Origin of the sequence: Actinoplanes sp. NPDC000266 (genome assembly GCF_042899005.1) — a bacterium.
Lineage (GTDB): Bacteria > Actinomycetota > Actinomycetes > Mycobacteriales > Micromonosporaceae > Actinoplanes.
Window position 1 is genome coordinate 222,304 of sequence record NZ_JBIAZI010000006.1, and the last position, 11,941, is coordinate 234,244.

The window sequence follows — 11,941 nt, forward strand, 5'->3', positions numbered from 1 at the left end:
TGTGCCGGAGGAACCCCGTCACCGCAGGGCCACCGTGCTCACCACCGGACTGGTGGTGATCACGGTGGCCCTCGCCGGTGCCGCCCTGCTGAGCCTGGCGGTCGGCGCCCGCGCCATCCCGTTCGACACGGTCATGCACGCCCTGTTCGACCCGTCCGACTCCCGCGACGACCTGATCATCACGCAGTCCCGCATTCCCCGTACGCTCGTGGGCCTGCTCGCGGGCGCGGCGTTCGGGCTGGCCGGGACGCTGATCCAGGGCGTCACCCGCAACCCGCTCGCGGACCCGGGAATCCTCGGGGTCAACGCCGGAGCGGGTCTCTTCGTGGTCATCGCGATCAGCGTCTTCAGCGTGACGACCCTGACCGGCTACGTGTGGTTCGGCTTCATCGGGGCGGCCATCACGTCGGTGCTGGTCTACACGATCGGCTCGGTGGGCCGTGGCGGCGCGACGCCGATCAAGCTGGCGCTGGCCGGGGCGGCGGTCACGGCGGCGTTGACGTCGTTCACGACGGCGGTGCTGCTCAACGACGTGGACACGTTCGACCAGTTCCGGTTCTGGCAGGTCGGGTCGCTGGCCAACCGGGGCTCGGATGTGGTCGTACAGTCGCTGCCGTTCCTGGCTGTCGGCGCGGTGTTGGCGTTCGCGTCGGCGCGGGCGTTGAACGCGCTCGCCCTCGGCGATGACGTGGCCACCTCGTTCGGGCAGAACGTGCTGGTGGCGCGGCTGGTCGCGGGCTTGGCGATCGTGCTGTTGTGCGGCACGGCGACGTCGATGGCGGGACCGATCGTCTTCATCGGGTTGATGATCCCGCACGTGGCGCGGGCCATCACCGGCCCGGATCACCGCTGGATGCTGCCGTACTCGATGCTCATGGCGCCGTTGTTGCTGCTGCTGGCCGACGTGCTGGGCCGGGTCGTGGCCAGGCCCGGCGAGGTCCAGGTGGGCATCGTGACCGCGATCATCGGGGCGCCGGTCTTCGTGATCCTGGCCCGGCGGCGAAGGCTGGCCGAGCTATGAGCATCGTTGCCACCACCCGGCGCCGCGCTGATGCCCGAGCTCGCCGGGTCTCGCTTGTTTTGGCGGCCGCGGTGATCGCCATGTTCGCGCTCACGCTGTCGTACGGCGAATTCCAGATCTCCCTGCCGGACGTGGTGCGGTCGCTGCTGGGCCAGCCGACGCCGGCCGGCGTGGACTACATCATGCACTCGCTGCGGCTGCCCCGGGCGTCGGTCGCGGCACTGGCCGGCCTGGCGTTCGGGCTGGCCGGGGCGATCTTCCAGCAGCTGCTGCGCAACCCGCTGGCCAGTCCTGACGTGATCGGGGTGGCGCAGGGAGCGACGACAGCGGCGGTGCTGGCGGTAATGGCGGGCGGCTTCTCGGGGGTGGCTGTCTCGGCCATCGGCCTGGCCGGGGCGCTGGTCACGGCCATCGCGATCTACCTGCTGTCGTGGCGCAACGGGGTGGGCGGCTACCGCCTGATCCTGGTCGGGATCGGGGTGGGGACGGCGCTGACCAGCGTCACATCGTTCATCCTGACCCGGTCGGACGTGAAGGTGGCGGCCGAGGCGCTGATCTGGCTGACGGGCAGTGTCAACGGACGTACGTGGGCCCAGATTGTGCCTTTGTTCGTGGCCCTTGTGGTCTTGTTGCCGTTGGCTTTGATCCTCGGGCGCGCGCTTTCCGGCATGCAGCTGGGCGACGACCTGGCCAGAGCGTTTGGTGTACGGGTGGAGACGTGCCGCCTCGGGCTGCTGCTCACCGGCGTGTGCCTGGCCGGCATGGCAACGGCGGCGGCGGGCCCGATCGCGTTCGTGGCGTTCATGTCAGGACCGATTGCCGTACGCCTGGTCGGCGGCGGCCGTCCCGTGTTGTTGCAGGCCGGCTTGGTGGGCGCCCTGCTGGTCCTGGTGGCCGACTTCGCGGGCTCGCACCTGCTCGGCGACCGTGTCTACCCGGTCGGCGTCGTCACCGGCGTGATCGGCGCCCCGTACCTGCTGTGGCTGCTGGCCACGTCGAACCGCACCGGCCGAGGAGGCTGACCTCTATGCAGGCCCCAACCACGCTTGAGGCGTCGTCGCTGTCTCTGGGCTACGGCGACCGCGCGGTCGTACAGGACCTGACCCTGCCCATCCCGACGGGCAAGGTCACGATCATCATCGGCCCGAACGCCTGCGGAAAGTCGACGTTCCTGCGAGGGCTGGCCCGGCTGCTGCCGCCGTCGGCGGGGTCGGTGCTGCTGGACGGCAAGTCGATCCAGGAGACGCCGAGCCGGGAGGTGGCCCTGCAGCTGGGAATCCTGCCGCAGGGGCCGATCGCGCCGGACGGGATCACGGTGACCGACCTGGTCAGCCGCGGGCGTCACGTGCATCAAGGCTGGTTCCGTCGGTGGAGCAGCACGGACGACGAGGCGGTGACGGCGGCGCTGGAGGCCACGGGCACGCTGCCGCTGGCCGCTAGGTCGGTGGACGAGCTTTCGGGCGGACAGCGGCAGCGGGTGTGGATCGCGATGGCCCTGGCCCAGCGAACCGGAATCCTGTTGTTGGACGAGCCCACCACGTACTTGGACGTAAGCCACCAGGTCGAGGTGCTGGACGTGCTGACCGACTTGAACGAGGCCGAGGGCACCACAATCGTGATCGTGTTGCACGAGCTGAATTTGGCTTGCCGCTACGCCGACCATTTGGTGGTGATGAAGGACGGGGCGGTGGTCACGGCGGGCGCCCCCACCGAGGTCCTGACCGAGGAGATCGTCACCGATGTTTTCGGCATCCGCTGCCGTGTTGTCCCCGATCCCGTCTCAGACACCCCGATGATCGTCCCGATCGGCCGCCACAAGGCCGCCTGACGTCTAATTAACCGTGTGCACTCGTTCGATAGCATTCGGTGAATGTTCGGCGATGAGTCGGTTGACAGCGCGCTCGCTCGGGTCGACGCGTGGGAACACTCCATGGCCCGGCGCGCGGAGCAAGCGCAGGCTCTGACACGCCGCGCGTCCGCGATGTCGGCCACCGCGCACAGCCGCGACGGCCTGGTCGAGGTGACCATCAACGCGGAAGGTCAACTGACGCGGCTGCACCTCGACGAGGCGACTCGTAGGCAGTCGGCCGAAGCGACGACTCGCAGCATTCTGGAGACGCTGCGAGCAGCCAAGGAAGACCTCTTCCGGCAATTCGAAGCCGCGACGACAGAGACGGTCGGCGCGGAGAGCGAGACCGGCCGGATGTTGCTCGAGTCGCAGCGCCGCCGGCTCATACAGTGAACGGGCCGGAGTTCCAAGTCGATCCTTCTTCGCTGACCGCGCATGCCAGCTCGATCGACGGCATCGGTGACGGGCTGACATCGGCCGCCGATGCGGGGCGGGCCGTTCAGACCGACACTGGCGCCTACGGCCAGCTCTGCCAATTCGTGCCCGTCCTCCTCAACGGACTCCAGCAGGCGATGGTGGACGGCATGGCCACCGCCGCAGCCTCAACACACGAGACGGCTGACTCGCTACGGTCGGTGGCCACCGCCTACGACACTGCGGACAAGGCGGCGTCGGAACGACTGAGGAACACCCGTTGAGGCCGCCGCTGGTGGCGGTGGCGAATCCCGCCGGGTCGACCGATCCGTGGGCCGGCGTGTGGATCGCCGAGGACATCGAGACGATTCTGAACGGCGTCAAGAGCGGCAGCTGGATAGACACCACGCTCGGAGCCGTGTCCGCGGGTCTCGACGCCCTCGCGCTCATCTCCGATCCGCTGGGCGGCCTCCTTCAGTACGGCGTGGCCTGGATCCTGGAACACGTCAAGCCACTGTCCGAGGCGCTGGATTGGCTGGCCGGCGACCCCGGCCAGATCGCCGCCCACGCACAGACCTGGCGCAACATTTCTGGAGCGCTCCGCGAGGAGGCGGCCGATCTGGACCGCGCGGGACGCTGGGACACTACCGAGTGGGTAGGCAGTGCCGCCGACGCCTACCGCACATGGAACGGCCAGCAACGTGATGCCGTCGGGGCCCTGGCCACTGCGGCCGACACCATGGCAGCGATCACCGAGGGCGCCGGAATGCTGGTGGCCGGCGTGCGGATGATGGTGCGCGACGCCATCGCGGTGCTCGTCTCACGCCTCATTTCGTACGCCGCCGAAATGGCCTTCACGCTCGGCCTGGCCACGCCTTTGGTGGTCGAGCAGGTCAGCACCTTGTGCGCTTCGTGGGCCGCGCGCATCGCAGGCTGGTTGCGCGGACTGATACGGAGCCTCGGGAATCTGCGAGGTCTGGCCGACCGGATGGGCAGCGCGATCGAGGCCATCAAGAAGCTGCTGACTCGCCTTCGCAGCCGCGGCAACGGCCCGACCACACCATCGGGGAAGCCGGACCCGAGCCGCAAACCACGAGGCAAGCGCACCGAGGCCCACCCGACCAAGAAGAGAACCCGAGCCCTACGGAGGGAGAACGAATCAGCCGATGCGCTGGCCCGGCATGGTTACGACATCGAACAGAACCCCCCGCCGAAACCCAACGGCAAGGAGCCGGACTACCTCATCGAGGGTGAGTATTTCGACAACTACGCGCCGGAGACCAGCAATCTCGACAACATACGCACCAAGCTCAGCAAGAAGGTCGCCGACGATCAAGCCGGCCGCCTCGTGCTGAACATGGACGACACATCGGTTTCACTCGACCAGGTCGCGGACATGCTCCGCCGCAAACCCATCGCCGATCTCAAGCAGATCCTGGTCGTTCAGGACGGTAAGGTCATCCCGTTCTACCCCTTCGGAGAGTGATGAGGCGTGGCCCTCGAATACGACTGGTCCGGCGACACGGAAGTGGACACCGCGACGTTGCGGGCCTTCATCGCCGCCACGATCGGTGGTGACCAGCATCCCGACGGCACGATTTTCCTGAGCGGAATGTACGTCACCGCACGAGCGGTGACAGGCAACGACGTCAATCCCGCCATCGCGCTCTTCGGGTGGGAGGAGCGATTCAGCGCCACGTTCCGATTCGCGAACCAGGCGTCCCAGAAGACCACCGAGCACAACATCGCGCTGATGGCTCACATGCTCATCGCGTTCGCGCAGCGATACGGCGGCAACGGCGTACTGCTGTACAACGGCGACGAAGCGGTCCTTCAGTATGGGGAAGACGGAGTCACGTTTTCCTCGGACTGGGAGGACTGGAGCGAGAACGATGAGGTCGCGCCTCTGCTGACGCAGTTCGCGAACACGGCGCTCCCCCAGCCGCTGTTGTAGCTCAGAAGTAGTACGCGTGCGCGGTCGCCGGCGCGGCTCCCGTCCGGCGATAGACACGCATGAGAGCAACGACCACCTCGATGAACAACGGGATGTCCACCCCAGCCGCTGATCCCGAAGGCTCCCCCACGGCCGCGTCGAACAGCAGGTCGCCGGCGGGATGGCCGCTCTCATCGGACGGGCGGATCCTCCGACCCGGCACCTCGAACGTCACGAAACCGGTCTGGCGGCCGATCTCCCAGCGGTAGACCACCACATCTGCGCTGGGGTCGCTTTGCGCCCAGATTCCGACCGAAGCAGCCAATCGAGTTTCACCTCCCGCTGGCCCCTGAGCTTGCCAGAGCTAATGCCTGGTCACAGCATTGAGGGGGTACGGCTTGTGGCCGTACCCCCTCAATCCCTATCCCCCGGATCAGCAGTAGAGGTTGCCGCCCGGCGTAACGCCGAGGATGGCGGTGAAGCGGTTGTAAGCGTCGACGCGGCTCTGGACCTGGGCCGGGTTGCCGCCGTTGCACTCCAAGGAACCGTTGATGGAGCGGATGGTCTCGCCGAAACCGCGGCCATTGACGATGGCGTCGTGCGGGGTCATGGTGCCGGGGCCGCGCTGGGTCATCCAGTACCAAACGGCGGTCTGGTAGGCCACAGACGATTCGTTCTTGACGCGGTCGGGGTTGTTCAGCAGGTCGATGCCGAGGGCGTCACCGGCCGCCTTGTAGTTGAAGTTCCAGCTCAGCTGAATGGGACCGCGGCCGTGGTAGGCGCTCTGGCCAGCCGGGCAGCCGTACGACTGGTTGCGGTCGCAGTAGAGCGGCCAGTTGGCCTGGTTGAGTTCCTCGACGTAAACGAGGCCGCCGGACTCGTGATTGACGTTGGCGAGGAAGGCCGCGGCCTCCTGCTTCTTGACCGTGTCACTGCCGGTGGTGGTGAAGGCCGGGAACTTCTTGATGGCGTCGATCAGACCGGCGTACGAGTAGAACGCGATCCGGTTCGGGAACATCTGATTGAACTGGGCTTCACTGACCGGGAAGGATCCGGAACCGGTGGGCGGCGGAGTCGTGGTGCCACCTCCCGAGCAGCTGAACGGCGACCAGTACCAGGTGCTGATGACCGGATCGTAGCCCGGGTTCTCGTGCGAGGCCTTGTAGTACTGCCCATTGGTGTACTTCACGATCGCGCCGGCCGCGTAGAACTGCCCAGCAACCCAATTCGGGTAGTTACAACTGCCGGTCGGTGGTGGCGTCGTACCACCGCCGCAGGCGCCGTTGTCGGCCCACACGCCGGAGCCGCCGGTGCTGGGCGCTTCGCCTTGGGTCCACCACTTGGCGGTCCAGTTGTGCCCGTTGTAGGAGGCCCGCTGATTGCCGGTGTAAACCGCCGAGCTGCTGTACGCGGCCACGCAGGCCTCAGCCGCATTCGACGCCGTCATGGGGATAACCGCTGCTGCAGCACCGGCCAGCGCAACGCCGACCGCGGCCACGATGGACAGAAGCCGTTTTCTGGGCATGGCAAACCTTCCGTACGTCGGGGAACGTACTGGCGCGAGGGGGATGAGTGGTACATCGACTCAACTAGATCCCACGCGCGGAAGTCAAGCCATCTGTAAACAAACCTCAAAGATTGCCCGAATCGCCACCCTTCACGCGGCGACGGCAAAGCGCAGGCCCGCACGTCTACAGAGGACACCGCTCCCACAGAGGCTGACGGCTTCTAAGAGGTAGCCTGACCAGCAACCCTCTCGGGAACGCTCCAGCATGCTGGCCTGATGATGCCAACGAACGAGTGTTTACGTAGAGTCCGCTGGGTTGCCCATCGGGTTCGCCGTCGTGTAAGGCGTCGTCTCCGGGGAGAACGATCCCCCCTCGAATCTTGAGGCTATAAGAGTAATGAAAGGCGCAGCGTGAATCAGCTGAGGTTCGATGCAGGCCTCGGGCCCTACACCGTCAGTGTTGCCCCGGAATCGCCGTGGATCTCCAAAGGCCTGGGGCACACTCCTTCCAGCTCAAGCTGGAGGTCGGCATATCCCAAGTCGCCAAGGGCGCTGGGCAACTCTTAGCGGTTGAAACGACGCTGTACGCCCCGCAGGGCAATGGCCCGCACGCGCCGCTGGGATTAGCGGAAGCCTTCGTACCGTTCAACAGGACCGGCGAGATCCGCCGCGCATCCCTCTTGTATTTGATCACCAACGCTCAGCTACAGGCGATGGAGCAATGCCGATTGGGCGACCTGCGCCTAGAACTGGACGTGGAGGGATTTCTTCCAGGGGCCTCCGGATTCCCCGGCTGCCCTAAATTCACCGAACACATCGGCATCGCGGAAAGCAAATGGCGCCAGCAACCAGTGGAGCCATGCATGGAAACGCCGGAACTAAAACTACAAGTACAGCCGAACGGAGGTCGAGACGCTGGTAGCCATGACAGCCGCTCTCCTACGCGTTATGAATTGACGAGCGCCGGATGCGCCCGTGCGGCGGCACCACAAGACTGAACCATCTTCTGTTACCTACAGCTTGAGTCTTTAATATACCCAATTAGCAACCGCGGTTAACCTTTCTCGTCTCAAGCTACTCTGCGGTTTCATGCCCGAGCGTTTGCACCGAATTTGGTCCCGGATGGCTAACAGTGGCGACTGTGGGATGTTCGTAGTCGAAGTCCAGCTCGGCGAAATCGCGTTCAACTTCTGCGGGTAGTTCATTGTCGGCGACGATCAGTTGCATCTTGCCGGGAAGGGCGGTCGCGAGGTCGTGTAGTCGGCGATAGAGGGCGACGGCGATACCGGTGGCGCTGTTGAGCGCCATCCGAGGGCTGTCGACCAGCAGGAATGACGGGTAGTAGGTGTCACCGCGGCTGACCACGACGTAAAGGATCGAGGTCCAGTAGGCGATCTGAACGGCGGTGATGATGCCGCCGCCTCGGCTGATCTTGGCGTACGGCTCACCGTTGAGGATCGGCAGATAGTTGGTCGGATGAATGTACGCCGTCTTGATGCTTGGCACGCCGATGCTGCTCAAGGCCCTGTTGAACTCGGCGTTCAGGTCATCGATGATTTCTCTTCGCCGCTGTTCGAGGGCATCCTCGTGCCGTGCGATCTCGGCGCGCACCCTGTCCCGGTCGGCCGTTAGCTGCTCCTCGGCTCTTGCGATGTCGTCGACACGGTCCCACTGCCGTAGAACCTGTTCCAGTTCGCGCTGGCGTGCCCGCGCGTTGGCGAGAGTGGTGTAGGCGTCGGTGAATGCCTGGAGGCGGGGTGTCACCCGAGCAGAGGTGCGCCGCTCGATATCGAGAGTGAGGCTCTTGACCAGGTTCTCGCGCTCGGCGACGGCGTCGTTGACGGCGCTGAGTTGCTCGGTGATGGCAGCTAACTGGTCGTCCATCTCTCGAAGCTGGTCAGTGAGTTGCCGCTGTTCGTAGAGGTCCTCGAATGCGTCGGCGGTGACGGGGTCGTGCTGCAGGCATACGCGGCAAGCACCGTCGCGTACCGGCCGGCCGGTCAACGACTGCAGGCAGCGGGGGCAGGTGACAAATTCGATGTTGGCGATGCGGTCGCCAGCGTCACGCATGCGGTTGAGTCGGGAAAGATCAGCTTCGACGCGTCGTTTCTCGGTGGTTAGCTCTCTGCTCTGCCGAATCAGGGAGGTGACGGCTGCTTTGGCTTCCGCGAGCCTGTCTTCGGCGTCGTTGAGAAGGTCGCGCATCAGCTGGGTCTCGCGGTCGGAGACTGGGTTGATTTCGTCGCGAAGCACCCGTAGCGCGGCCTCTGCCGCGATCTGCTCGTTGATGGCAGCGCCGACTGCGCTATTCGCTTCCTCTTTGCTGGTGGTGTGTGTGTTCGCCAAGAAGTCGCGGATAGTCATGGTCGCACGCTTCGCCCCCTCAACCTTGCCGTTGAGGGTGGTGGCTTCCGAGCGTAAGGCCTGCAGGGCTTCATCGGTCAGGCCGAAGAGCAACTCGAAAACGGCTTTCCGCTTGGGTGCGAGGTATTGATCCTGACTCCTGGCGATCTCCCGATTCATGTCTGACTGCGGAACGTACAGGTAGGAGAAGATGTCGGCGAAGGTGATCCGCGCGCCAGGCTTCGTGCTACTGATGGTTCTCGCGGCGGCACGCATATCGTCGGCAAAGCCAAGCGCTTGCATGAGTAACGCGGACAGGTTGGGGCTATGGCTTGTATCAGTGCTGTGATCAGGTAGCCGTTCCTGGGCCTTGAGGTCGGTGACCCGGACGTTACGACGTTTACCGGGATCGACGCTGCGCACGAGCAGGTAGCGAGCGTCGCCGATGGTGACGTCGATGCTGACGTCGTTCACTGATTCCGTGATCACGGGGGCGAGCATCCCGTCGCAGCCGAAGCCGTACTTGGTTGCCTCAAGCAGGCTTGTCTTCCCGACGCCGGTGGGGCCAGCCAAGAGGGTCAGGTCTGCGGGGAAGGCATACCGAACTGGCCCGTCCAGGGTGTCGAGGGTGACGGAGTTAAGCCGGAACGTTGTGGTCACCGGATCACCTGTCGATGCGGTCGGTCCATGAGGTCGGCGAGTCTCTGGTAGATCAGATCTTTCAACGTGTTACCGGTCAGCCCGCTCGAGGCCTCGGCGATGGCCTGGCTGCGATCGGCGACGTCCGACCACTGGTCGCTGGCGGCCATATCGGCGGCGAGGCTTTTGCCAGCGGGGGTGGGGACGAGCGCAACGCTGCTCCTGACCCCGCGGGCGTAGCGGAGAAGACCGCGCCCGACGAGTGCACCGATGATCGCGTAGTACCGGTCATCCCAGGGGCCGTACTTGTACCGGGTCATCGGCGCTTCCACCGCGGTCGGGTCGTGTATGTCCTCGTCGGCGAGATGCAGCCGCCGATCGCGCGGGTCGAGTGGATCAAGCACCGTGCTCGCCAGCGCTGGATAGCGCAGAAGGAAGTCCAACTTTGCGAGTTTGGTCAGGCCGTCGAGCTTGCGCTTGTGCCCTGGCTCGGTCGCCACCGCACTGACCAGCAGTAAGACACGAGCCTGGTGATAGGCGAGGTCCTCGCGCAGCAGAGCCAGTTCGAGGGCGTCCGGATCTTCTCCGATCACGAGCCTGTTCCTTCCACTGGCCGTCGGCGCGCCTGCTCGGAGGCGACATCGAAACTGTCGCTGAACCACATTTGGCAACGATTGGACAGCTCGCAGAGGCCACCGAGGGCCAGGTCGACGTCCATGTCAACCGGGAGCATGTCCTGCTGCTGATCGAGGTCGGCTTCGACTTGCCGCCAGAGAGCAGCACCCCATCGGCCGTCCGGGTTCTTCACCCGTTCGGTGGCGGCGTCGCTGATCCGCAGGAGCAGGCGGTGCAGCCGCTGTTGCCTGGTACGCGCGCTTGGGTCGGCTGCCAGCGGGACACGCCAGAAGTCCGTGTAGTCGGCGCGTAACTGCTCGGCGCGTTCCACAGTGTTGTCCGTGCAGCCTCCGACCTCCATCTTGATCGCCAGTCGGGTGGTGCGCACCAGACGCGGTAGCGGCGCGAAGCCGGTCGGGTTGGCGATCGCTGTACGGGTGGCAAGGTCGATGTCGGCGAGCGTGACGATGCGGCTGGCCAGGCTTATCTCGAGCTCGACTGATGTCAGTGTCGTAGCACCGATAGGCACGGCAAGGACTGGCGGGAGCCCGCCGATCGGGGTCGGTCCGGCAGCGCGCATGCGAGCCCGGAACACGGCGAGAACGGCTTCCCACACAGAACCAGAGGGCGCGGTACTGCCGAGTCGATCGAGAACCGGCTGCACGAACATCGAGGGCGCCGCATACGGCGCGTACTTACGAGGCACGCTGTCTTGGAAGGTAAAGATTGATAGGAAACGGATGATCTGTTGCCGGTGGGCAGCTGTCGGAATCGATGCCGGCGGGCCGCCGTTGGATGATGCCCAGCGCTGCGAGAGGCCGTCGCAATGCTTCAACAGCGCTCTGCCGAACCCTATGAGGAGATCCTCCTGCTCGGTGTCTGGCACGAATGGCTCGCCGTCAAGCCGGCGCTGCCGCGCAGTCACGGCAATCTCCACAAGCTTTTGGGCGGGGCCAGAGGCTCCGGCAGTGGTGACCAGCCGACAGGTGGGTTTTTCGCCCATTGTGAGCCACCGGTTGAACAGGTGCGCCACGCCGCCATCATCTGCGAGGGAGTTCAGGGTGCTGTAGGCACCGAACGGTAGGCCTGGGTGCTTGGCGGAGACGAGTTCGGCGTCGTCGCCGCGTAGAGCGACCCAGTCCTCGTGATGCTCGCATACGACCCTCGTGGTCCCGGAAGAGGCCAGGTTGCCAGCAGGATCGAGTGCGTCTAGATACAGGCGTAACCCGTCCGCGGTGGCCATGACCGCCTGCCACTCGTACTGATCGGCCGTCCGAGCACCGGCGTCATCCGGTGGTTTCTCCGTCAGGACGAGGTCAGTCGCCGAAGGCTCCCCGTCACCCGTGCGCAATGGCCACCTGCACAGCACTGAGTAGTTGTCGACGCACTCACCGTTCGATGGTTGCTCGGCAGCAGTTTGCCCGATCACAGCGTGTCGATCAGCCAACTGTCGCCTAAGCGACAGTGCCGTCCAACAAGGACTTCCCGGAATCGTCGTTGCACCGGTTAGGGCGCTCCCGCGATACCCGGCGGATTGAGCAGGTCATCGCAAGTGGATCCGACGGCCACTAGTTCGTGCGTCCTGCTCAGAGCGGGCCATCGAACCAGGCCGGCGGCCGA

The 11,941-nt window shown here is 65.2% G+C and carries 13 protein-coding genes; 8 read left to right on the plus strand and 5 right to left on the minus strand.

Going from position 1 to position 11,941, the window contains the following annotated elements; genetic code table 11:
- Window position 1: 1 nt before the first annotated feature.
- From ACFY36_RS25265 to ACFY36_RS25295, 7 genes are read left to right on the plus strand one after another with little or no spacing between them, the layout of a single operon-like run.
- On the plus strand, window positions 2-1,021 hold the full coding sequence (locus tag ACFY36_RS25265; protein ID WP_499748398.1) for a FecCD family ABC transporter permease: 1,020 nt from the start codon (window positions 2-4) through the stop codon (window positions 1,019-1,021).
- Window positions 1,018-2,043, plus strand: a complete 1,026-nt coding sequence (locus tag ACFY36_RS25270; RefSeq protein ID WP_499748399.1) for a FecCD family ABC transporter permease — start codon at window positions 1,018-1,020, stop codon at window positions 2,041-2,043. The genes ACFY36_RS25265 and ACFY36_RS25270 overlap by 4 nt, the downstream gene beginning before the upstream one ends.
- A gap of 5 nt (window positions 2,044-2,048) precedes the next feature.
- Entirely contained in the window at window positions 2,049-2,849 is an 801-nt protein-coding gene (locus tag ACFY36_RS25275; RefSeq protein WP_499748400.1) for an ABC transporter ATP-binding protein, read from the plus strand.
- Window positions 2,850-2,891: 42 nt separating this feature from the next.
- Window positions 2,892-3,263 (plus strand): YbaB/EbfC family nucleoid-associated protein, encoded by a 372-nt coding sequence (locus ACFY36_RS25280; protein ID WP_499748401.1) that lies wholly within the window; start codon window positions 2,892-2,894, stop codon window positions 3,261-3,263.
- Complete coding sequence (locus ACFY36_RS25285) at window positions 3,260-3,568, plus strand: type VII secretion target (protein WP_499748402.1); 309 nt, start codon at window positions 3,260-3,262, stop codon at window positions 3,566-3,568. The genes ACFY36_RS25280 and ACFY36_RS25285 overlap by 4 nt, the downstream gene beginning before the upstream one ends.
- Window positions 3,565-4,770: a CdiA C-terminal domain-containing protein gene (locus ACFY36_RS25290; protein ID WP_499748403.1), complete on the plus strand. Its 1,206-nt coding sequence runs from the start codon at window positions 3,565-3,567 to the stop codon at window positions 4,768-4,770. Before ACFY36_RS25285 ends, ACFY36_RS25290 begins: the two co-directional genes overlap by 4 nt.
- A 6-nt stretch (window positions 4,771-4,776) precedes the next feature.
- Window positions 4,777-5,238, plus strand: a complete 462-nt coding sequence (locus ACFY36_RS25295) for a SitI3 family protein (RefSeq protein ID WP_499748404.1) — start codon at window positions 4,777-4,779, stop codon at window positions 5,236-5,238.
- Window position 5,239: 1 nt separating this feature from the next.
- On the opposite strand, the gene ACFY36_RS25300 is transcribed toward ACFY36_RS25295, so the two are convergent.
- Together ACFY36_RS25300 and ACFY36_RS25305 are read right to left on the minus strand one after the other, a co-directional pair.
- Window positions 5,240-5,542, minus strand: coding sequence for a hypothetical protein (locus ACFY36_RS25300; RefSeq protein ID WP_499748405.1), 303 nt, complete (start codon window positions 5,540-5,542; stop codon window positions 5,240-5,242).
- Between the two features lie 108 nt (window positions 5,543-5,650).
- Window positions 5,651-6,742 (minus strand): glycoside hydrolase family 19 protein, encoded by a 1,092-nt coding sequence (locus tag ACFY36_RS25305; RefSeq protein WP_499748406.1) that lies wholly within the window; start codon window positions 6,740-6,742, stop codon window positions 5,651-5,653.
- Window positions 6,743-7,200: 458 nt separating this feature from the next.
- Between ACFY36_RS25305 and ACFY36_RS25310 the strand changes: the two genes are divergently transcribed.
- A complete protein-coding gene (locus tag ACFY36_RS25310; RefSeq protein ID WP_499748407.1) occupies window positions 7,201-7,722 on the plus strand; it encodes a hypothetical protein in 522 nt (173 codons plus the stop codon).
- A 76-nt stretch (window positions 7,723-7,798) separates the two neighbouring features.
- Here ACFY36_RS25310 and ACFY36_RS25315 read toward each other — a convergent pair whose 3' ends face one another.
- From ACFY36_RS25315 to ACFY36_RS25325, 3 genes are read right to left on the minus strand one after another with little or no spacing between them, the layout of a single operon-like run.
- Window positions 7,799-9,727, minus strand: a complete 1,929-nt coding sequence (locus ACFY36_RS25315; protein ID WP_499748408.1) for a hypothetical protein — start codon at window positions 9,725-9,727, stop codon at window positions 7,799-7,801.
- Window positions 9,724-10,299, minus strand: coding sequence for a hypothetical protein (locus ACFY36_RS25320; RefSeq protein ID WP_499748409.1), 576 nt, complete (start codon window positions 10,297-10,299; stop codon window positions 9,724-9,726). Before ACFY36_RS25320 ends, ACFY36_RS25315 begins: the two co-directional genes overlap by 4 nt.
- Window positions 10,296-11,564, minus strand: a complete 1,269-nt coding sequence (locus ACFY36_RS25325) for a hypothetical protein (RefSeq protein WP_499748410.1) — start codon at window positions 11,562-11,564, stop codon at window positions 10,296-10,298. The genes ACFY36_RS25320 and ACFY36_RS25325 overlap by 4 nt, the downstream gene beginning before the upstream one ends.
- Window positions 11,565-11,941 lie beyond the last annotated feature (377 nt).

Coding starts and splice junctions, on each gene's coding strand:
- ACFY36_RS25270 (WP_499748399.1), top strand. CDS start 1,018: ATGAGCATCGTTGCCACCACCCGGCGCCGCGCTGATGCCCGAGCTCGC.
- ACFY36_RS25275 (WP_499748400.1), top strand. CDS start 2,049: ATGCAGGCCCCAACCACGCTTGAGGCGTCGTCGCTGTCTCTGGGCTAC.
- ACFY36_RS25280 (WP_499748401.1), top strand. CDS start 2,892: ATGTTCGGCGATGAGTCGGTTGACAGCGCGCTCGCTCGGGTCGACGCG.
- ACFY36_RS25305 (WP_499748406.1), bottom strand. CDS start 6,742: ATGCCCAGAAAACGGCTTCTGTCCATCGTGGCCGCGGTCGGCGTTGCG.
- ACFY36_RS25325 (WP_499748410.1), bottom strand. CDS start 11,564: ATGGCCACCGCGGACGGGTTACGCCTGTATCTAGACGCACTCGATCCT.